The organism is Nostoc sp., assembly GCF_036917155.1.
GTDB lineage: Bacteria > Cyanobacteriota > Cyanobacteriia > Cyanobacteriales > Nostocaceae > Nostoc.
Map to the genome: position 1 here is coordinate 112802 of NZ_JBALDZ010000079.1, position 23004 is coordinate 135805.

Annotated in this window: 17 protein-coding genes; 11 read left to right on the plus strand and 6 right to left on the minus strand. The window is 39.7% G+C overall.

Going from position 1 to position 23004, the window contains the following annotated elements:
* Window positions 1–29: 29 nt before the first annotated feature.
* A complete protein-coding gene (locus V7K67_RS11855) occupies window positions 30–893 on the plus strand; it encodes an iron-siderophore ABC transporter substrate-binding protein (RefSeq protein WP_335166669.1) in 864 nt (287 codons plus the stop codon).
* Between the two features lie 161 nt (window positions 894–1054).
* Here V7K67_RS11855 and V7K67_RS11860 read toward each other — a convergent pair whose 3' ends face one another.
* Window positions 1055–1486, minus strand: coding sequence for an EamA family transporter (locus tag V7K67_RS11860; RefSeq protein WP_335166670.1), 432 nt, complete (start codon window positions 1484–1486; stop codon window positions 1055–1057).
* 141 nt (window positions 1487–1627) lie between these two features.
* Here V7K67_RS11860 and V7K67_RS11865 point away from each other — a divergent pair, with 141 nt between their 5' ends.
* Entirely contained in the window at window positions 1628–1759 is a 132-nt protein-coding gene (locus V7K67_RS11865; protein WP_334730530.1) for a hypothetical protein, read from the plus strand.
* 2 nt (window positions 1760–1761) lie between these two features.
* Here V7K67_RS11865 and V7K67_RS11870 read toward each other — a convergent pair whose 3' ends face one another.
* A complete protein-coding gene (locus V7K67_RS11870) occupies window positions 1762–3867 on the minus strand; it encodes an acylase (protein WP_334730531.1) in 2106 nt (701 codons plus the stop codon).
* A gap of 466 nt (window positions 3868–4333) precedes the next feature.
* On the opposite strand from V7K67_RS11870, the gene V7K67_RS11875 reads away from it, so the two are divergent.
* The 6 genes from V7K67_RS11875 (at window position 4334) to V7K67_RS11900 (ending at window position 13054) form a co-directional block, all read left to right on the plus strand.
* Complete coding sequence (locus V7K67_RS11875; RefSeq protein WP_334730532.1) at window positions 4334–5365, plus strand: FecCD family ABC transporter permease; 1032 nt, start codon at window positions 4334–4336, stop codon at window positions 5363–5365.
* Window positions 5362–6402 carry a FecCD family ABC transporter permease gene (locus V7K67_RS11880; protein WP_334709084.1) on the plus strand — a complete coding sequence of 347 codons (1041 nt, stop codon included), beginning with the start codon at window positions 5362–5364 and terminating at the stop codon, window positions 6400–6402. The genes V7K67_RS11875 and V7K67_RS11880 overlap by 4 nt, the downstream gene beginning before the upstream one ends.
* Before the next feature lie 98 nt (window positions 6403–6500).
* Window positions 6501–7322, plus strand: a complete 822-nt coding sequence (locus tag V7K67_RS11885; RefSeq protein ID WP_334709085.1) for an ABC transporter ATP-binding protein — start codon at window positions 6501–6503, stop codon at window positions 7320–7322.
* A 60-nt stretch (window positions 7323–7382) separates the two neighbouring features.
* Window positions 7383–9221 carry an ABC transporter ATP-binding protein gene (locus V7K67_RS11890; protein WP_335166673.1) on the plus strand — a complete coding sequence of 613 codons (1839 nt, stop codon included), beginning with the start codon at window positions 7383–7385 and terminating at the stop codon, window positions 9219–9221.
* Window positions 9222–9448: 227 nt separating this feature from the next.
* A complete protein-coding gene (locus V7K67_RS11895; protein WP_334730534.1) occupies window positions 9449–9877 on the plus strand; it encodes a hypothetical protein in 429 nt (142 codons plus the stop codon).
* 234 nt (window positions 9878–10111) lie between these two features.
* Entirely contained in the window at window positions 10112–13054 is a 2943-nt protein-coding gene (locus V7K67_RS11900; protein WP_335166675.1) for an S-layer family protein, read from the plus strand.
* A gap of 158 nt (window positions 13055–13212) precedes the next feature.
* Here V7K67_RS11900 and V7K67_RS11905 read toward each other — a convergent pair whose 3' ends face one another.
* Window positions 13213–13686 carry a glutaredoxin family protein gene (locus V7K67_RS11905; protein WP_334709089.1) on the minus strand — a complete coding sequence of 158 codons (474 nt, stop codon included), beginning with the start codon at window positions 13684–13686 and terminating at the stop codon, window positions 13213–13215.
* Between the two features lie 296 nt (window positions 13687–13982).
* Here V7K67_RS11905 and V7K67_RS11910 point away from each other — a divergent pair, with 296 nt between their 5' ends.
* Window positions 13983–14789, plus strand: a complete 807-nt coding sequence (locus tag V7K67_RS11910) for a cytochrome c biogenesis protein CcdA (protein WP_335166677.1) — start codon at window positions 13983–13985, stop codon at window positions 14787–14789.
* 114 nt (window positions 14790–14903) lie between these two features.
* Here the strand turns inward: V7K67_RS11910 and V7K67_RS11915 are convergent, their stop codons facing one another.
* Genes V7K67_RS11915 through V7K67_RS11925 form a run of 3 tightly spaced genes read right to left on the minus strand, consistent with a single transcriptional unit; the run spans window position 14904 to window position 18407 of the window.
* Window positions 14904–15824 carry an alpha/beta hydrolase gene (locus V7K67_RS11915; RefSeq protein ID WP_335166679.1) on the minus strand — a complete coding sequence of 307 codons (921 nt, stop codon included), beginning with the start codon at window positions 15822–15824 and terminating at the stop codon, window positions 14904–14906.
* Between the two features lie 2 nt (window positions 15825–15826).
* Window positions 15827–16903, minus strand: a complete 1077-nt coding sequence (locus tag V7K67_RS11920) for a DUF459 domain-containing protein (protein WP_334730538.1) — start codon at window positions 16901–16903, stop codon at window positions 15827–15829.
* A gap of 7 nt (window positions 16904–16910) precedes the next feature.
* Complete coding sequence (locus V7K67_RS11925; protein ID WP_335166681.1) at window positions 16911–18407, minus strand: MBOAT family O-acyltransferase; 1497 nt, start codon at window positions 18405–18407, stop codon at window positions 16911–16913.
* Between the two features lie 375 nt (window positions 18408–18782).
* On the opposite strand from V7K67_RS11925, the gene V7K67_RS11930 reads away from it, so the two are divergent.
* Window positions 18783–21545, plus strand: coding sequence for a CHAT domain-containing protein (locus V7K67_RS11930; RefSeq protein WP_335166683.1), 2763 nt, complete (start codon window positions 18783–18785; stop codon window positions 21543–21545).
* A 520-nt stretch (window positions 21546–22065) separates the two neighbouring features.
* Window positions 22066–22929, plus strand: a complete 864-nt coding sequence (locus V7K67_RS11935) for an RICIN domain-containing protein (protein WP_335166685.1) — start codon at window positions 22066–22068, stop codon at window positions 22927–22929.
* The last annotated feature ends 75 nt before the right edge of the window (window positions 22930–23004 follow it).

Here is a 23004-nt window from a genome sequence, read left to right on the forward strand (position 1 = left end):
ATTATAGTGCTACAAGCTGGAAACAGCCAATGCAAAACTGTCGAAAGGTAGAGCATTTGATGGGAAAGACTTGTATCCCTCTCCAGCCTCAACGAGTCATAACGATATGGTCAAGTTTTTTGGCTGATACACTAGCATTGGGGATTAAACCAATTGCAACGGGATATGATTCTAGTGAGCCTTTTCCAGAATATCTTCGAGACAAAGTAGATGGAGTTGATTTGATTGGAAGCGTAAATGAACCAAACCTCGAAAAGATTTTGCTCCTGAAACCCGACCTAATTTTGGCTCATCCTTATATTTTGAATGTTTATTACAAGCAGATATCTACGATTGCGCCTACGGTCATCATAGGGCATCCCGATTTACTCACTCGTCGTTGGGATCAAGATTTGGTAGACCTTGGCAAGGTTTTAAATAAAGAAGAAGCTGTCAATCAATTAATTAAGGAATATTGGCAGCGGATTGAAAAACTTAAACAAGCCTTGGGTAGCCGTCGTCACCAAATGCAGATTTCAGTTGCCTCGACAAAGGCATTATCTGGAATTTGGTCTTATGGCGAAAAAAGTCCTGTTGGCAGAGTCCTCAATGATATTGGACTAGAACGCCCATTGTCACAAAGGGGGAATTTTTTCTATATAGAAAATATTTCTGAAGAGCGTCTGTCTGATATTGACGGTGATGTTCTCTTCTTTTTATCTTGGGGAAGCAAGGGTGCTAAGGAGACTTTAGAAAAGCTTCAACAAAAACCTTTATGGCGACAACTTAAAGCGGTTCAACGAAATCAAGTTTATTTCGTTGACGGGCTGCGCTGGCATGAAGGCGATATCTTTGCAATCAATACAATAATTGATGACTTATTTAGATACCTGATCGACCGTCCCAGGTTTTAGCACCTCACCAAATCGCATTGCTCCCCTTCTAATACTTGTTGGGTTTTGGGGAAAAGGTGAAGGAGAAAGGGGAAAGAAAAAACCTTTAACCTTTTCCTCAAACCCAATTCCGAGTTAAAAATGCAAAAACCGAGCAGTATTGGCTCCCCTTCTAGTTTTAGTTAAAGGATTAAAACTAAAGTACCCATAACTACTAAACTGGTTCCTAATATCATTTTCAAGTTTAATGGTTCTCCTAGAAAAATAACCGAAAACAATAAAACTAATACCAAGCTTGATTTATCAATTGGTGCAACCAGGGAAGCTTTGCCTGTTTGTAAAGCTTGGAAGTAAAAAATCCATGATAATCCTGTAGATACTCCAGATAATAATAAAAAAATCATCGTTCTTTGGGAAATAGCTAAGATATTAACTACATTTCCTTGAAAAAATACAATTCCCCAAGCAATTACTAAGATGACAACAGTTCGGATTGCTGTTGCTAAATTAGAGTTCACATTTTCTACTCCAATTTTGGCAAAGATAGTTGTTAATGCTGCAAAGCCAGCCGAAAGTAATGCATATATCCACCACGTTATGGTGTTGTTCTCCATTTTGCCTCCTGGCTTGTTAGTCAAAATTAGTAGTGTTATTTAGACTCATGTTAGATTAGACATCTCCAGAAATTAAATATGCGTTATCCAGAATCCTTGTAGAGACGTAGCAGTGCTACGTCTCTACATTCATTTTCACAGATGTCTATTAAATTACTCGCTGCACTGCGATCGCTTGTCAAAAGCAAGTATCCTGATGGGATGTCTGCGATAGACATCTTCAGAAACTTAGAAGTTTTTGGGCGATCGCCAGCACTAAAAGCAGACTATTGACCTCAGAATATTTTACGTGCTTCTAGATGAGCAAGAATATCTGAGCGATCGCGCCACACAGGACGCAACTTTTTGTTAGCGAACATCTGTAACTGGTCGCTAATGTGGGGCGATCCGGGTTGACTTGCATTACCATAGCTGGTAAGTGCCATTGCCCGTACAGGGTTGGAAAATTCAATCGCAGCCACATAGGAATCACCTGCAACGGCTTGGAACTGATCGTTTGCTTCAGGAGCAAAATAGAGCGCACGAAAAATTCCCAGGCTGCCATCCCCACCATTAGCAGATACATCCATATCACCCAATCGTAGCCGAAAAACCTTGCCCCACGGGACATCAAGCGCCCCATAAGTCTTTTTTACCTGTGCTGCTACTACTTGCAGAGTTGCAACTGCACTTTCAGGGTTAGCTAAACCATTGGGTGTGGTGCGTGGAGAATTTTCATTCCAGGGTTTACTAAAGGTCTTATCTAAGTCCATCTGTTGTACCCAAAAGGCAAAGAGTACGGCCCCACGACTATCTGCATTAGCTTGTCGATCCCACGCTTCTAAGACATTAGCTGCTTTTTGCCCTAAGTCCTGACCATATTTGCGGGCAGCCGGAATTAAATCATCCAAAATCCGATCGGCCAGTTCCATACGGGTAGAGTGCTTATCTGCAACCATTTGATCAAAAGAGATTTTGTCATCCTCAGCCAACATCCTTACAGAACGTTGGGAGCGAAAATCCATAAAACGGGGTGCCATGTAAGGCGGGTAATCATCTGCTTTAATGGCGGCTGGAAATGTCGTTGTCCAAGGTGGGTCATTTGTATTTTGTAACCAGCCGCTTTTAGGGTCAACGATGCGTGGTAAATCTCGGTAAGGATGAATTTTTGTCCACAAGGTTTTAGATGTATTTCCGGGGATTATGCCTTGCCAGTATTTAAAATCACCAAAGGAGCGTACTGGAACTTGACCGTTGAATAGGTGCATAATATGCCCTTCTTTATCTGCATACATCACCGTAAACATCGATAGTTGTAGACGCCGGAGTGCGGTTTCAAACTGGGTAAGGTTTTTTGCTCGTGCCATATCCCACCACTGCTGGGCTACACCTGGTCGGTCAAGACCTGCAACTCTTAGCGCCACGGCTTTACCATTCTTCTCGGCTACCACAGGTCCGTGGACAGAACTTTTTACTACTAATGGTTGTTCTTGCAAGGAACCATCTTTCTGCTTCACCTTTAGGAAAAGAGTTTTGGAAAGGAAGTTATGAACTTTGTCGTCAAAGCGGTATCCATTAGCTGCTAGTGTGAGTTCATAAACATCCCAACCATCATAAGTGTTAACGGTGTGAGTCCAACCTAAGTTGTTGTTAAATGCGATCGCTAATACGGGAATACCTACAAGTGTTGCTCCATAAGCATCAATTCCTGGTGCGGTGATTTGGGCTTCGTACCACAAAAATAAATCTGACCAAGGTAGATGTGGGTTGGCTAGCAACATGGCGTTCCCATTGGTAGAATGACTTGGTGCGATCGCCCAACCATTAGATCCTGCTTGCAACTTTTTTTTGCTCAGGTCTAATACTTCCTCAGAATTGACCACAAAGGTGAAATTGAGTACCCGATGTAAGTGAGCCATGACATCTTCTGCCTTGACTGGTAGCACCACCTCAACTTCATCATCAATCAAGTTAGGATTTTGTTTTGCATAGGCATTAATTCCAGTAGCAAAAGCATCAAGATAACTACGAAAAGTTGGACTCTGTGCCTTGTACCAAGAACGAGCGCGTTCTGGGACTCCCACAGTCTGTACCCAACGATCTGACTCCAGGTATTTCTCTCCCCAATATTCAGCTGCGCGTCCCCGTGCTTGACCATAAAGACGCAAAAGCAAATCTCCATGACTTTGCATTTGTGCCCAACCAAAGGCATAAAATGCACTCTGGTCATCTTTGCCGTAAATATGCGGCACGCCATAAGTGTCCCATAGTATCTCTGTGGCTTTTGTTGGTACAGCTATAGTGCGGCTACCGACAAACAAAACCAGTATCAAACTGAGTATTAAGGGTAAAAAGCGTATTGATTTTCTCTTGTAAACTTTGAGTAAAATATCAATCCTCATTAACACCACCATCTATAGATGTAACGCTTGGGGATTGGGGAGAATGGCACTAAGAAAAGGGAAAATCGTTGAGGCAGCAGGGGTGCTCTTGTGCAAAGGAGCAGGGGAGAAAGAAGAAGTTTTAAGCATTGCGTTCGGATATTTAGAAATTCCCCTCTGCGCCCCTGCCCCCCTGCTCCTCTGCAATCTTTACGCTGCATACCCTTCAGCTTAACTTAGTGCCATTCCCCCCTTGTCCTCTTGTCTCTCCTGCTCCCTACTTTCAAGTCAGATTTAAGTTGATCTAACAATACCACTTTGTTGAGAAATTATGTCAAAGTTATAAGTGTATCCTTTATTCCTTTTAAAAAATGGGGGAAAGGCTACACGATCGTGTAATCTATATATTTATCAATAAAGATTATCAACTCTAATGATTAAAAAGCTCTTAAATATTGAGAGTGCTAATTAAAGTGACGGCAAGATAATGATAGAAGCCACTACAGTGTCACCTAGAGGATTGAAAAAGCCACAAATGTCAGCCTTATTTGGTCTGGTGTTGGGACTGTGTATGCTGTTAATTTGCTTGGTGTACAGTGTGATGCTAGGTGCAGTAGAAATACCTATAGGCAAGATTTTGACATCTTTTATAGCCTTTGATGGTTCCTACGATCACCTAATCATTCAAACCGTGAGATTACCGCGATCGCTAATTGCGATCCTTGTTGGTTCAGCCCTTGCTGTATCGGGAGCATTGATGCAGGGTTTGACGCGAAACCCCTTAGCAGATCCAGGTATTTTAGGTGTTGAGTCGGGAGCCGCCCTCTTTGTCGTTGTCGCAACTTTTGTTTTTGGCAGTTCATCCTTAAGTATTTACGCCCTTGTGGCCTTTCTAGGTGCGGGAGTAACAGCAGTGCTAGTTTACATCCTTGGTTCTCTGGGACGGGGAGGAGCTACCCCACTGAATCTGACGGTAGCAGGAGCGGCGTTAACTGCTCTGATGTCTTCCTTCACCATCGGTATCCTGATTGTTAGTCAACAAACACTCGAGGAAGTTAGATTTTGGTTAGCTGGTTCATTATCTGGTCGAGATTTTAATTTATTCTTACAACTACTGCCTTTCGTCGGTATGGGATTAGTAGTAGCTTTTGCCCTTGGCAGACAAATTACCACTATGAGTTTAGGTGAAGATGTCGCTAAAGGCTTGGGTCAGCAGACAGCCTGGATTAAAATAATTACCGCTATCAGTGTAGTTTTATTAGCAGGAAGTTCCGTCGCTCTTGCAGGGCCAATTGGCTTCATTGGTTTAGTTGTTCCCCATATAGTGAGATTTTACATTAAAGCCGATTATCGTTGGATATTACCTTATTGTGCAGTTTTGGGTGCTATTTTACTCTTGGTCGCAGATATTGCCGCCCGTGTATTGCTTAAACCACAGGAGTTACCTGTAGGTGTAATAACAGCAATAGTTGGCGCTCCTTTTTTTGTCTACCTAGCTAAGTCAAAGGTGAGAAAATGAGTTTTGATTGGCTAGTCATTCGTTCGCAAGCGATATCTTTCCGCATCGACCGACGTGTACCAGTCGTATTGTTATGTTTGACAGTAGCGATCGCAGTAGCGATGGTGATGAATGTAGGGCGGGGTGAATATCCAATCTCGCCTTTAGATATCGTGAAAACTATATTGGGTTTAGATACAGGAAACCCAGACCATCTGTTCGTGATTCAGAATTTGCGTCTACCCCGCACCCTTGTAGCTTTTCTGGTCGGAGTGGCGCTGGCAATTTCTGGCACTATCTTTCAAGGACTGACACGCAATCCATTGGCAGACCCAGGTATTATCGGCATCAACGCTGGAGCAAGTCTGGCGGCAGTTACAGTAATTGTGCTATTTCCATCAGCACCGATTTATACTTTGCCTCTATCAGCTTTTGCTGGTGCATTACTGATGGCTGTTTTAATTTACTCACTGGCTTGGAATCAAGGTAGTTCTCCGATTTTATTAATTTTAATGGGTATTGGCTTGTCTGCGATCGCCAGTGCCATAAACAGCTTAATGATTACCTTTGGGGACATTTATGACGTTAGTAATGCTTTGGTTTGGTTAGCTGGGAGCGTCTATGGTCGGACTTGGGAGCAAGTCTTTTCCTTGTTATCTTGGTTAATTGTTTTTGTCCCAATGGCTTTGACACTAGCAAGGCATTTGAACGCTTTAAATTTAGGAGATGATGTCGCCAAAAGTTTAGGTAGTCAAGTGGAATGGCAACGTGGTTTACTCATACTGGTGGGTGTAGCCTTAGCAGGTGCAGGAGTAGCCACCGCTGGAAATATTGGTTTTGTTGGTTTAATCGCACCCCATTTAGGACGACAGTTGGTAGGTGCAACCCATGAAAGCTTGATTCCTACTTCCGCACTCTTGGGGGGAGTGATTGTTGTAATGGCAGACTTGCTAGGAAGAACGCTGTTTGCACCTATCGAACTTCCTTGTGGGGTAGTTACTGCTGCTGTTGGTGCTCCTTATTTTCTTTATTTATTAATTCGTAACCGCAAAAAATAAGGGACTGGGGATTGGTAATTTGGTAAAAACAATATTTTATCAACCCAAAAATCAGGTTTTCATAAATCCAAACTCAAGAATCTAAAATGGTTTCACTTATGAAAGGACTCTCAACCAAAAGTCTGTCTTTAGCTTACGATGGTGCTACGATTATCCGTGACCTAAATTTGTCAATCCCCACCGGACAAATTAGTGGTTTAGTTGGTGCTAATGGTTGTGGTAAATCAACTTTGTTACGAGGTCTGGCAAGATTGCTTAAACCCCGTGGCGGTACAGTATATCTTGATGGCACATCTATTTTTAATCTTTCCACCAAAGAAGTAGCCCAGCAGTTAGGTATTTTGCCTCAAGGGCCAGTAGCACCGGAAGGGTTAACAGTGCGAGATTTAGTAGCACAAGGACGTTACCCTTATCAAAATTGGTTACAGCAATGGTCGGTAAAAGATGAAAAAATCGTGCAACAGGCACTAGAGATTACAGATTTATTGGAATTAGCAGATAGAGCATTAGATACTTTGTCTGGTGGACAACGACAAAGAGCTTGGATTGCAATGGCGTTGGCACAAGATACAGATATTTTACTTTTAGATGAACCGACTACTTTTTTAGATTTGGCGCACCAGATAGAGATTTTAGATTTGTTGTATGAGTTGAACCAAACTCAGGGACGAACAATTGTGATGGTACTACATGATTTAAATCAGGCGTGCCGTTATGCCGATTACTTAGTTGCAGTCAAAGATGGTCGAATTTTTGCTGCTGGAGAACCAAAACTAGTGATGACTCAAGAAATGGTTCGGGAGGTTTTTGGGTTGGAATGTCGGATTATTCCTGACCCAGTGGTAGAGACGCCGATGTGTGTACCGATAGGACGCAAGGGAAAAGTAGTAAATAACAAACAGATGTACTTAAATTCCTAATTCGATTTCTACTAGAAATATCGCTCCCATCAATCATCCAACTACAAACAATAAACAGTCGTGGCAATCACATCCAAATCTTCTAGAGTATCTAAAAATCAGAGAAATTCAGCCCATCCTTTACAACGTTTGCTCAACTATGGTAGCCAATATCACCAACAAATTTTGCAGGCAACATCATTTTCTATCATCAATACGATTTTAGATTTAGCTCCACCGTGGTTAATTGGGATTGCGGTAGATATTCTCGTAGAGCAGCAAAATTCTGTATTTGCCAAATTCGGTATAAAAGATATATTTTGGCAATTTTTACTACTTTCATTGATCACTATTATTGTCTGGATACTAGAATCGATTTCTGAGTACGCATATAATAGACTTTGGCGGAATTTAGCCCAAAATATCCAGCATAATTTACGCTTAGATGCCTACAATCATGTACAAGAATTAGATTCGGCTTACTTTGAAGAAAGCAGTACTGGCGGCTTGATGTCAATTTTGAATGATGACATCAACCAGTTAGAAGATTTTTTAAATTATGGAGCCAATGAGATTATCAGTATTATCACCTCACTGATCATTTTAACTAGTGGTGCATTCTTGATTTTACCCCCCTCCATCACCTTTGCCGCCATGTTACCAATGCCATTTATTGTTTGGGGTTCCTTTATTTATCAAAAGCGTCTGGAAGCTCGTTATGCTGAGGTGCGGGAAAGGGTAAGCTTTCTCAACTCACGACTAGCAAATAATATTAGTGGTATTACCACAATTAAAAGTTTCACTGCTGAAAATTATGAAAGCGCTAGATTAGCAGGAGAAAGCGAAGCATATAGAAAAAGTAACACGAAAGCAATTAAACTTTCTGCTGCATTTGTGCCCTTAATCAGAATGCTAGTTTTAGCAGGGTTCACAGCTTTATTGTTTTGGGGAGGTATGGCAACACATGTTGGAAAAATATCTATTGGTAGTTACAGTGTTTTACTCGTTTTATTACAGAGATTATTGTGGCCTTTAGTAACATTAGGAGAAATCTTTGACAAATATCAAAGGTCAATGGCTTCTAGCAATCGGGTGATGAATTTATTAGATACTCCCATCAACATTGCTACGGGAGACAAATGTTTACCTATTGAGCAAGTTCGTGGTGAAATTGACTTCAAAGAAGTTACTTTTGCTTATCAAGATAGAGAGTCAGTAATTAAAAAACTATCCTTACATATCCCCGCAGGTGAAACGATCGCGATTGTTGGTTCTACGGGTTCTGGCAAAAGTACTTTAGTTAAATTATTATTGCGATTATATGATATTTCTTCTGGGACAATTACTATTGATAATATTAATATCCAAAAATTAAATCTAGGTGATTTGCGTCGCAGTATCGGCTTGGTCAGCCAAGACGTATTCTTATTTCATGGTACTATTGCTGAAAATATCGCCTATGGTACTTTTAATGCTACCGATGAACAAATAATTGAAGCTGCGAAAATTGCCGAAGCTGATAATTTTATTCTGCGGCTACCCCAAGGTTATGAGACAATAGTCGGAGAACGGGGTCAAAAATTATCTGGTGGACAACGCCAAAGAATTGCGATCGCTAGGGCTGTTTTAAAGAATCCCCCAATTTTGATATTAGATGAAGCCACTTCAGCGGTAGATAATGAAACTGAAGCTGCTATTCAGCGTTCTTTGGAAAGGATTACTGTTAATCGAACGACAATAGCCATAGCCCATCGTCTTTCCACTATCCGCAATGCCGATTGTATTTATGTGATGGAATATGGAGAATTGGTTGAGTCGGGGACACATGAAAAATTGTTGGAGAAGAATGGGATTTATGCTAGTTTATGGAACGTGCAGTCAGGGGTAAGCGTTCACATCCCCCCTACGTCTCAACGATAAATCAGGGGTTTCGACATAATTTGTAATAATCTACGACTTGTATTTGATTTAAAAAAAAACTCAGTACACGTCTATTCCTTATTGACTTATATTTCGTGCAACAGAAGTGTCGGTACAAATTCGGCGGCATCATCATTTTAAATTTTTATTTACAAATATAAGAATTAAAAAATATAACTCTAAAATAGTCTCAAGAAATTTACTGTTTAAAGGGTGATTTTAATTACATGAAAGTACGAATAATTCAAATAGCTATAGTTATGGCTTTGAGTCTTACATCTTTCTCTAGTAATGCTCGTGCGACATCGAATTATAATTACAAACCGGATGAATACGTAGTTGTCAATAACGGTCTTTCTCCTTCGGGACGGTATTCAATTGCGTCGCATGGAGAAGGCGAATTAGGCTACGAGAATTTTCATATCTATTTGATAAATGCACGCACAGGGAAAAAAATTGGACCCTTAGAAGAAATCGAAGGTACGCTTGACACTGGTGCTTCGGCGTTCTATGCAAAATGGTCAGCGGATTCAAGCCTTGTCTCCATAACTTACCGAGTTGATAGACACGTTGCAATGATGATTCGTTACCGGATTAAAAACGGGCGTGCATATCGTATAACCGGGCCAACAAAGGTTGACCAACTTAAACAATAAACCTGTCCGAATAATCGGAATTTAAACTGCAACTAAATTCATAAGGGCTGAAACCCCTATTCTGACGTTAGTTGTTAAAAGTTTGTGGTTTACCGATCTTGAAGTTTGCGTAATATTACGGAAGTATTTTTACTGGCTAGTGGCTTTAAATTATGAAAGTGCAAAAATCCAGATTTTTTTGGTTCGTATATTGCTGATTGTGGGTACTAAAAATTGAGAGTACTAAGTCTTTTCATGTTGATTACCGGGTTCGGCGTGACCGTGTCACAGATATTTGCTGGCACTCAGAACAAGGCAATAGCTGAATCTATCCCCCAAATTACCCCAGATAATACCCTTGGGAGTGGACATTCTACAGTCACACCACAAAATCAGCTAGTTGACAGAGTCGATGGCGGAGTAATTCGCGGTATAAATCTCTTTCATAGCTTTCAGGAATTCAATATTGGCGAAGGAAGAAGTGCATATTTCGCCAACCCAACAGGGATTGAGAACATTATTAGCCGAGTTACAGGAGGAAATCCTTCACAGCTTTTAGGAACCTTGGGTGTATTGGGAAAAGCTAACCTATTTTTAATCAACCCCAACGGCATTATTTTTGGGGCAAATGCCAAACTCAATGTCAGTGGCTCATTTATAGCCAGTACAGCCAGCAGTCTGGTTTTTGCTGATGGTACAAAATTTAGTGCAACTAATCCACAAGCCCCACCCCTGTTGACGATCAAAGTTCCCATTGGCTTGGAATTCGAGAATATGCCAGGAGCTATTAGTTTACAGTCAGCGCGTCTAGTTGTGCAGCCAGATAAAACCCTGGCGCTAGTGGGTGGTAACGTCAGTTTAGATAACTCCACAATCCTAGCGCCAGGGGGTCGAGTCGAGTTAGGGGGATTGGCACAAAAAGGCACGGTAACAATAAATCAGAATGGTAGCTTGAGCTTTCCTACTGATTTAGTTCGCGCTGATGTTTCCCTAACTAAGGGTTCACTAGTCAATGTCCGGGGTGGCGATCGTGGTAGTATTGCGATCGCCACTCATAATTTAAATATTGCTCAAGGAAGTACCATTAGGGCAGGTATTGCATCTTTTCAAGGTGCTATTGACAGCCAGGCGGGAGATATTGACATTAATGCTACAGAGGCAGTCACCTTGAATGGTACTGGTAGCTTTATTTCTAATGCGGTGCTGGCTAACGCCAAAGGTAAGGGCGGTAATGTTAATTTAACAGCGCGATCGCTCACCGTAACTGGGGGTTTTCAAATCTTTGCTGGCACTTACGGGCAAGGCGATGTCGGCAATGTCAATATTAATGTTGGCGATACGGTACTGTTTGATGGTGTCGGGACGAATGGGATTAATACTGGTGCTTACAGTTCAATCGCCCAGGGTGGTACAGGTAGAGGCGGTAATCTCAATATCATAGCCAAGTCCCTTGCTGTTACTAACGGGGCAATTCTAGAAGCTAGTACGGTGGGGCGGGGTGATGCTGGAAGCGTAAATATTTTTGTCCGTGATACAGCCTTATTTGATGGCGAAGCTACTGATTTTAATCAAGTATCGACCGCTGTATTCAGTAGTGGTGCATATAGTCGCGTCAGTTCTGTAGCTACGGGAAATGCTGGTAGCGTTAATGTCACAGCCGGAACAGTCAAAGTAAGCAATGGTGGGGTTTTAACAACTAGCACTGCTGGTAAAGGAAATGCAGGGAATGTAACTATTAATGCTCATGATATTCTCTTCGATGGCGATGGTCGCTTTAACGATACTCCTGGATTTGGGTTTTTTCAATCAAGTGGTGCTTTCAGCAGTGTCAAACAGACAGGTCAGGGAATTGGTGGTAATGTCGTAATTAATGCTGATTCTTTATCCTTGAACAATGGTGCTGTCATCGTTACCGGCACTCGCGGCCGTGGAGATGCAGGAGATATTTTAATCAATCGGGCTAATACTGTAACTGTCGCTGGCGTTGCTGGCGATGGCTATTCTAGTGGACTTTATAGCAATACCGAACCCAATTCAATTGGTCAGGGAGGAAAAATTACAGTCAATGCAGCCACTTTACGGGTGCTAGATGGAGGCGTGATTAATGCCTTAACTGCGAATGCAGGTAGTGGGGGTAGTATTGTTATTAACGCTCAGACCTTAGAAACCACTAACGGCGGACAAATTCTTACCTCTACTCGTAGTAGTGGCGATGCAGGTAACATCACACTGAATATCTCAGATAGTATAAACCTGACTGGCAGTGATTTGAGTTATAGCGATCGCGTTCTGAAAAATATGCAAATTGGTGTGGATACATTTACCAATCAAGGTGCTGCTAGTGGAGTACTCGCTAATACCGATGTGAATGCAACCGGGAATGGTGGTAATGTATTCATACTCTCCAAGCAAGTAAATCTGAGGGATCAGGGTGTAATTACCGTCAGCAGTCAAGGATCTGGAGTAGCTGGAAATATAGAAATATCAGCCGGAACCATCAACTTGCAAAATCAAGGTGCAATTACAGCAGAAACAAAATCAGCTAATGGTGGGAATATCATTCTACAAGTGCAGGACTTGCTGTTAATGCGCCAAAACAGCTTGATATCTACCACGGCTGGGACTGGAGAAGCTCCTGGAAATGGTGGGAATATCAAAATTGATGCCAGAAATGGTTTTATTGTTGCTGTTCCCCAGGAAAACAGCGATATTATTGCAAACGCTTTTGCAGGTAAAGGCGGTGTCATTGAAATTAATGCTCAAAGAGTCTTTGGATTAGAATCCCGTGAACAGCTAACTCAACAGAGTGATATTACCGCTTTTTCCCAAACCAATCCGCAACTTAATGGCGTGATTGAAATTAACACACTTGGTATCGACCCAACTCAGGGATTAGTGAATTTGCCAAGTGAACCGCGTAGCGTCGAAATTAGTGAAGGTTGCCAAGTAAGACCGAGCAATTCAAAACGGGTGCGGTTTGTCAATCGGGGACGTGGAGGAATACCATCGCGCCCCGAAGAACCGCAGAATGTAGAAATGTTTTTGACGAGATGGATTGATTTGGATAATGGTATCGAAGCTGAATTAAATAGAATTGTCGGTGAGAATTCTTTACCTACTTATGCCATTATCAATTCCTCAAATGGCGCAACGGGTTTAACAACAACTCCTATAAATTCCACCTGTCAAGGAAAATAGATACAGCAGATTTCAATTTGCGGAAGTCCACAACTAGGGACACATCTGCGCCTCTACTAAGTCTCAAAGCCAAGAATAAAGCGTGTTTTATTTCTGTTAGCGCAGCGGAGTGTAGCCCATTCTGAATTCTGCTGTAAGTTGATTTTCCAATAAGTAAATTAATATTTAAAATTGCGCTGTCCTCGATAGCCGGATATGTTAGCTAGATCGTTTAGAGAATAAACTCCAGTATATAGCCGACCATTAATTTCCCAAGTGGGATAACTTCTAACACTAGCTTGTTGGCATAAACGAGGGCGTGGATTTTCACCTCTAGGATCGCACTCAATATATTTAATGTTTGTAAATGCTGCTTTGCCAAATAGTTCTTTCTGTCTAGCGCAGTAGGGACACCAGAAAGCACCATAGAATTTGGCTTTGATTTTTTTGAGATATCGCGCTAAGGCTATTTCTGCTTTACCCGATGTATTTTTGATCGCACTTTTTGTATTAGCAGCAATTAAATCTAAATTGCTGGTTGACAGAGAAATTTTTGATTCGGAATGGGGTATTTCTGGTTGTTGTGCTTTTGCTGCTGTGGTAAACAAAGTCAATGTAGCAGCTAGGGATAGAAGCCAGATTTTAGTTTTCATTTGTTTTTACTCCATATTTACCCAGGCAAACTAATTACCCCTGCTTACAGGGTTAGGTTAGTTTCTATTGATCTAATTGGGAGTAAATTCCAGCAAATATGAGGGTGGTATGATGATTTATTTCTAAAATTTTTGGCAGGTTTCCACAGTCCAGTGGAGTTTGCAGATTGAAAGATTAGATTTTGGATATAGAAATTATATATCCGCATAAATTCACTGCGATCGCACCAATAATAAAGTAACCAACATCAGATTTATTGCTCACAAGCTCGATAAACCTTTTGAATCAAGTATCTATGTCCAAGCACACGCTAGGATTTCCCTTCTTAGCATCTCTTTTTAGCGGAACTATTCTGCTGGTTCTCCTTACTAATCACCATGAGAACCTTTACAAATTTGTCATACACTTTATCTCTTTAGTAGAAACTCCCTATCAGAAATGGTTAGAGCAGCAAAATACCACTAACCCGTTTGTTATGGTGTTTTTGGCTTTTGTGGGTGGATTAGTTGCCAGTATTTCGCCATGTATATTATCCCTACTTCCCCTTAATCTCAGCTACATTGGCACTCTCAAAATGATTTCTCGTCGTGATGCTCTCGTGAAAGCAACTTTATTTACTTTGGGAGTTACTACCGTATTTAGTCTATTTGGATTGTTTGTATCTTTTGCATCAGCTGTGATTTTGGATTTTCGTGGATACACCAATATTGTGGTTGGTTGTGTGATTTTAGTAATGGGACTAAGTTTTGCAGGGCTAATTCATTTACCTCTACCGCAAACTCATATTTTTCTACCATTAAATAGTCCTTATAGTGTAGGGTTCACGTTTGCCCTAGTTAGTTCCCCCTGTGGTAGTCCAGTACTATTTTCTGTATTGATAGCGGCTGCCAACACAGGTTCGCAGCTTGTTAGTACCATAACAATGATCAGTTATGCTTTAGGTTATAGTGCAGTTATTTTCCTTGCTAGTTTGTCTACGGGACTTCTAAAACAAAGCCATCTTTTATTAAATCAATCTCAATGGATTATTCGGTTAGGTAGTGCTGCGCTCATCCTAGCAGGAGGATATTACCTATTTGTTGGGATTCTCTGGTTTTTCTGATATCAGGTATGTCTCGATTCCTAACCATCATCGACCAGAAAATAAACTATTCCACCAGCAATATTGTTCCCCCTTCCCACCTTCGAGAAGGGGATTCTAAATTTTTAATTTGTATTATATGACACCCTGCCTCTTCAAAAACATCTTAATAACTGTATATATTTCTCTTTTCTGCACTTTACTATAACCACCATGTTCCGCACTGCGAACAGTATATAGTTGATTTATCACCCCAGCATTATCCAATAATTGATGGAATCGAGTTGCCTGACTGTAAGGTACAAACGTATCTTTTTCACCATGTATTGTTAAGATAGGAGGTAATCCATGACGGACAAAATTAATAGGAGAAATACTTTTAGCTAGTTCTAATTTTCGGGATGTGATTTGATTACCGAACCACTGTAGGGCAAAGTATTTTTGATGAGAACCAATAAGCAAATCGTTGACATCGGTAATACCCGACCAGTTAATAATAGTTGCAACTTTTAGCAGTTCGTTACCAGGACACAATCGGTCAAATTTGGTTACATTGGGTATAGTTCCTGCTGTGAGTGCGAGATGTCCCCCTGCTGAAAACCCTGTTAATACAATCTTTTTGGGATCAAACTTATACTTTGCTGCGTTACGAGTAACCCAGCGTAAAGCACATATCGAGTCTTCAACTGCTGCTGGTGCTAGTGCAGTACTGGCTAATCTGTAATCGATATTAACTACCGAAAATCCCCAATCGAAATAGGGTGCAAAAAATGGCTCATCTCCGTCATCTTTACTTCCTTTGATCCAGCCTCCACCATGAATAACTATTAATATGGGATGCAAACCAGATTTTTTGTTTTGATAAAGGTTAAGTTTTAGCTGATTTTTATTTACTGTATGGTAAGTAATATTCGGTTCAATAGTATAGTTACTTTGGGAATTTTTTGCTGTTGTAATACTTGAGAATATTTGAATGATTAGAAATATACTGATTAAGTTAATAATCAAAAACTTCCATTTTTTAATATTTAATATTTTCCAAATGAATTGTTTCATATTTAATTAATACTTTCTTTCTTTACAGGCTGAATTTTTGGTTTTAAAACTCCATCAGATATCATCTTCTGCTTTAGAATATCAATCAAAATTTTTGCACCATGCTCAGTTGGATGAACCCCATCATTGATGCGAACTCGTCCGCGTTTACCAGTATTATCTGCAACGACTGGAGAAAAATTTCCATTGACAGCAAATGCATTCCAAGTATCAATAAACTCGATTTTAGGGTGTACTTGGGCAACTTTTTTGTAAATCCGGTTAAAAATAGGGAAGAATTTGTTATATCGCGCTAAATTAGAGATTGGATGTCCCATCCAGTATACTTTTCGCACAGAATAGCCATCAAGCAATCTAGCATAACGCTCTACACGTTCTTCGTAGGCTTTTTCCCAATCTGGTGTTAACTCAGCCCGAAATTTTTTATTAACATCTAAAATACTTTGGTCATCATTCCCACCAAAAACGACTACCATGACATCTGGATGATTTTGTTTTATAAGTTCTCTTGTATGGGAATACCAGTCATAAAAATCAATGCGGTTTAGTCCGGTTGAAATTTTGAATGCTATTGTAATTTTGTCAAAATCATAGTCTGTTTTTTTGACAGCATTCTCAAATGCTACACTAAGAGAATACATAATAGAATCTCCTGTGAGCAAGAAACGTTTGTAAGGTACTTGGTTTGTTAACTTTGGAGTATTTACGATTGGTTGTAATTCGGAACTCCTTGCTAAAAATAATGATTGTATGTGATTTGAAGTAGGCTGTAGTCGAGTGTTTGACTTTGCAGCTAGGAAAGGAGTTGCAAAGATTTCAGGAGATGGTTGTGGTGGCTTTATTTCTAATTTAGGTGATTCTGCAATTTGTTCTGGTTCATTTCCAAATTCTTTAATCCTATTCCAAAATTCTTGTTCAGCTTTACCAAAACCTTCAAGTTTAACTTGTTGTGCGGCTTGTTTGATTTCAGCATTTACAAGATGACTCGAACTAAGACTTTTTAAGAATACTGGGAAGTTGAGAGAAATTAAACTTGATCCTACTAATCCAGAAAGCATTAAGAATTTAAGGTCTTGCATAAGATTTTTAGAAATTAAAGTAAATAAAAGGTGGGACGGTATTTGGCCCTAATCTAAATACGACATACAGCGTACTTGAAGCAAATATGGTTTGCAGAATAAGATTTTTATGTGTTAAAGCTTTTTCACAAAAATGGCTGATTTTATCTCCAGCAAAATTCATAATAAAGACCATAGCAAATATTATATATAACTGCCAAGAGTTAAGTTGAGATAGCTGATGATTTGAATTCAAATCAAAGATTCGCCGCAAAAATTTAATCGCTGTTTCCCAGCTAGAAGTATTAAAAAATATCCAGCATATATTAACAAAAATAAAAGTACAAAGCCAATTAAATATAGTCAGATAAAATGCTTGATGTGGCTGATGAGAAGATTTTACTGGCACTTTTAAACTCTTCTTATTTTTTATAGAAGAATCCAGCCTTGTCGCAGTAGTATTTTTTTGAGATTGAAAACTCTTGATTACATCATCACAAATATGTTTTAAAATTAAACCAATTCCATGTAAAGTACCCCAAATAATAAAATTCAAACCAGCGCCATGCCAAAAACCAGCAATTATCATTGTTAAAAGCAAATTAAAATATTTTTGGAAGTTGCTTTTGCGTCCACCCCCTAATGGAATATATAGATAATCTCGCAACCATTCTGATAAACTAATGTGCCATCGTCGCCAAAATTCTTGCAAGCTTTGGGCGCGATATGGCATATTGAAATTTTGTATTGGTTGAAATCCAAGTAATGCAGAAATTGCATTAGCTAAATCTGAGTAGCCACTAAAATCAACGTAGATTAAGCATGAGTAGGCCAGAGTAGCAAGAATTAAGTCGAAGCTAGAGTATTGTTCGGGTAGCTGAAAGGGAAGTTGGGTAAAGTTAAATAGAAAGCTGGATAAAGTATATTTTTTGAATAAGCCTGAGATGATCAAAATCATTACAGATTCAATTTGATAATTATATTTTTCCTGACTATTTAGTTGGATATAAAATTTATCTGCCCGTGAAATTGGGCCTGATATAACTTGCGGAAAATAGGTAATATATACAGTGTAATCAAGTAAGGATGGGCATTTTAATTGGTTTCTATAACAATCAACCAGATGGGAGATGATTCTGAAGGTATAGAAAGAGATGCCGATTGGTGTGAGGATTTGTAGTGTTTGGAAGCTAGCTTGAATGTGAAAGTTATTTAAGGCTGTGTATAAGGAATCAGTGAAAAAATTGTAATACTTGAAGAAACCTAAATAAAAAAGATTAGTGACGATACCAATAAATAGAAACTGTTTTTTGTATGGTGTGCGTTCTATTGATTCGATAATCAGGTAGTTAATGACTATATCTATAAAGAGTGATTGTAAAAATTGTAACCCCCAGAATGAATAAAAAATGAGACTGACGCATATTAAATAATATTTATAAGCTGTAATTTGTTTTTTGATAAAGCTGCCAATCGCAAAAACAATGACGAAAAATACTAAGAATTCGTAAGTTGGGAATAACATGACATTTTTACTAGATAATGATTGCAATGAAAGCTAGGGTTTAAATTTAAAATATAGAGACAATATTGAGATTTATCTCTACTTGATATAGGGCAATATGTAAACACACAAAGAATTAGGTATAATTTTGACGGCATCCTCTTGGTAGGTTAAGTGGTTCTATTTATCTAATTGGGAGTAAAGCTAGCCAAGTATGAGGATGGTATGAATTTTTTTTAGAATTTTGGTAAACTTTCAGGGAATCAGTGTCTTCTACATCCTCAAAGACTAGGTTTTGGAGATCGATCGCGCAGATTACACTTGATAAATCGTTAGCGGCCCATGACAAAACAACATACTAAACGGCTTCGTCGGGTAGGATTTAAGTTCAAGTTAATGAGGATACGGTATCACCTGCTGGCTCTGAGTTTGATACTGGTGTTATTTGTGGTTAAGATACCCTATGTACTTGCCCAGACACCCACTGTACAAAACAATTTAATTACCACTGAAGTACAACAGTTGGTACGCCAGGGTAAAGAAGCATATAATTCCAGCAGCTACTCTCTGGCTATCAAGTTATTACAACAAGCATTGCAACTCGCCACAACTCGCAATAGCGATCGCGCTCAAGCTTTGATCCACAGCAATCTATCTTTAGCATATCAGCAACTTGGCAATTGGAATGCAGCACAAAGTCATATCGCAGCCAGTTTACAGTTGTTACAACCCTCTCAATCCAAGCCGGATTCTCCAACGCTACTCAAAATCTACGCGCAATCCTTAGATATCGAAAGTCGCCTTTGGTATGTGGGCGGAAAACCAGAAGCCGCATTAAAAAGTTTGCAACAAGCAGCGGGAATTTATACACGTTTGGGAGATGAAGCGGGAAGCATTAGTAATATCATCAACCAAGCGCAGGCATTACAAGCATTAGGTTTAGATCAACAGGCATACAATAACCTCGAACAGATTCAGCAAAGGTTGATGGCATTACCTGATTCTGCGATCAAGATTCAAGGATATTTGAGTTTGGGTAACGTTCTGCTGGCTGTTGGTGAGTTAAAACAATCGCAAATAGCGTTGCAAAATAGTTTAGCACTCGCGGAAAACTTACCTTCGTCGTCAGCTAAGACTGAAGTAAAAAGCGCTGCCTTGGTTAGTTTAGCAAATATGTTTTGGGCCAAGGGAAACTTGGAGCGCGATCGCTACACGACTCGCAACTATAATGATATCCCTTGGCAGTGCCAAGAGCGTTCACGAAGTGACTCCAAAGGAGTATCGCTTCCCAATAATGCATTGAAGTTATATCAGAATGCAGCCTTGCAATACCAACAAGTACTAGCCATACCATCATCTCCATCCATACAAGCTCAAGCACAGATTAATTACTTAAGTTTGTTGGTAGAAACTGGGCAATTATCCGCAGCACAGGCATTATGGCACGAAATCAAACTTTCTGACTTCCCAAGTGGTCGTCAGGCGGTGTATGCAAAGATTAATACCGCCAAAAACCTCGCGTGCATCTTTCAAAAAAGTGCTGCGGATAGTTCTGTGTTGGGTGAAATTGATAATTTGTTAGGGACGGCGATTCAAGATGCAAAGCAACTCCAAGACTCCCGCGCTTTATCTTACGCCCTTGGTAATCGTGGTGGGTTCTATGAATATCTGGCTGTAGAAGCCCTCCACAAATCACCGCAGAAGTCAATATCAAAAGTGTATACAGATTATCTACTCACGAGCCAAAATCTGACGCAAGAAGCATTACTCCTCACTCAACCCATCGCTGCGCCAGACATTGCTTATCAGTGGGAATGGCAGATGGGGAGAATTTTAGCAGCGCAGACAAAAGACGATCAAGCGATCGCTTTTTATCAAATGGCTGTAGAAAGTCTTAAATCTGTTCGTAGTGATTTGCTTCCCATCAATTCAGATGTACAATTTTCCTATCGAGATAATGTAGAACCTGTCTATCGCGGATTAGTCGATTTACTATTGCAAAATAATATTAACTCAACAGCATCTCAAGAATATCTCCAACAAGCGATCGCCAACATCGATGCACTACAACTTGCAGAACTCCAGAATTTTTTGCGCTGTAATCTGGTGCAAATACTACCTATCAATCGGGAAATTAATCCTGTTGATACTAACGCCGTCTTTATCTATCCGATTATTCTAGAAAACCGACTAGAAGTTATCTTTAAGTTACCAGGACAACACCTAAAAAATTACGTACATTCCATCCCACGAAATGAACTTCAAGATACTGCCATGCAACTCCGTAGCGCCATATATACGCGCAACCCTAGTAAAGTTCGAGCTAAATCACAAATTATTTATCGCTGGCTAATCAAACCCATCGAACCATATTTGCAAGAACATAGCAACATCAAAACCTTAGTTTTTGTCCTCGATGGCGAACTTCGTAACATTCCAATGGGAGTATTGTATGACGAAGAAAAAGAACAATATCTCATCCAAAAAGATTATGCCCTCGCCTTGCTACCAAACTCGCAACTATTTGATTTAAGTAACTCACAACTAGAAAAGCCAAAGATATTAGCAGGTGGAGTAGGAAAACAGCAAGAAAATATAGAAAACCATAACTTTTCATCCCTCAATATTGATGAATTGCAGCAAATTGCTAAAATCCTACCAAGCAAACTGTTAATTAATTCCCAGTTCACTCCAGCAAACCTCCACAAGCAGTTACAGTCAGGAGCATTTTCCATTGTTCATTTTGTTACACATGGTAACTTTAGTTCCGACCCAGAAGATACATATCTACTTGCCTACCAACAACTTATCAAAGCTAGGGAGCTAAATAACTTACTGCGGGATGACACAGTTAATTCCAGAGATATCAAATTGCTGGTACTAAGTGCTTGTAAAACTGCTGAAGGTGACAACCGAGCAATCTTGGGTTTAGCTGGACTTGCTGTGCGGGCGGGGGCTAATAGCACCCTGTCAACGTTATGGCAAATCAACGATAATTCGACAACTCAATTGATGGTACGGTTTTATACTGAACTTAAAAAAGGCGGGGTTACGAAAGCTGAAGCACTCCATCGAGCGCAGAAAGCACTATTAGCACAACCTGAGTATCAAAATCCTTATTACTGGGCACCATATTTATTAGTTGGAAATTGGCAGTGATGGAGTACGGTTTAGCCAAGAATCGTTACTGAGAATTTCAGGATTGAGTAATTAAAGAAGTTTTGGAACAGAATTTAGCTGCTTATGAGTTGATTCACAGGCAGTTTTTTAATGACTCGATTTACTTCAGGGACAATATTCTCCATAAAATTAAGATTTAATTTAGACAAAATGTTTAGTATTTTGTCCAAAAATATATTTATCTTAAACGGTAGAAAAGATATTAGTTACGTGAACTTACGTCAGCAATTTAAAGTAGCTATATTTTTGGAGCATATAATTTTATATTTAACGTATTTTCTTTATTTTTCATTAGTTTATTGACACTATTTCAGGTAGAATTACCAGCTTTCCAATAAATACAAAGGTTAATTTTATGTCTATTTAGTTAGCTAATTAGTCGTGACAAATGAGCGTTTAGAAAATTAAATAGTAAATAAGATAAGAGGAGTTCTCTTCTTAATACATAGATCAAAGTCTTGAAGACAACTAGTTTATTGACAAATAAGGTACTTTTTTCATGTTTGTACAGATCAAGTTTTCTCCCAGATTGATTACATTAATTACCTTTTTTTCGATTGTGTTCCCTATTGGAGTTTTTGCAAGCCAAGCTCAAGCTGCTGAAACTTTCACAGTAGATGGAAACATGGCTTTAAATACAAATAACAACTTCGGACGCATAGATGGTCAACCTCGGATGTCAATTTACACTCGCAATGACAGCGACCCAGATCAACAATTTGACCGCATCAATGGTAATCGTGGTGGTACTCTTCTAAAACACCGTTCTACGGGCAACTGTTTAAATGCACATTACGTCTCTGATGCCAGTTCGGTCAACATTTGGCCTTGCAATGCCAACGACGTTGACCAAAACTTTGTTTTATCAGATGTTGGAAATGGCTACGTCCAAATTAAGCGTGCGGGAACTAATAAATGTGTGGATTCTCCAACACGCAGCAATCAAGGAAATGTATACTTGTGGGAATGCGTGGGTAATGCCAATCAGCGATGGAAGAGTAGCGCTACTCCACCACCACCTAATGGGCTTAATCTGCCATTTCGCAGTGGTCAAACCTGGTATGTTTGTCAAGGTTATCAAGGATTTATCAGTCATCAAAACTATTTTGCTTTAGATTTGACTATTAGCAATAAAGATTTTGGAAGTACAGCTTGCTATGCAAATGATGGTAATGCTAGTAAATCTGCTGGACAAGCACTATTAGCTCCTGCATCTGGAAAAGTTTCTTATATCGGTTCTGATTTGGTTTGTTTAAGTATTGACAATAATCATAGTCTTTTTCTTGGTCATATTGATCGCACTGTTAGTAATGGAGCTAATGTCAAGAAAGATGATGTATTGGGTTTCGGCTTGTATTGGTAAGGCTCTTGTACCTACAAACGTTAAGCTGATCAAAAAAATCAGAAGTGTTTTAATGTTCATTTTTATCTAAACTAA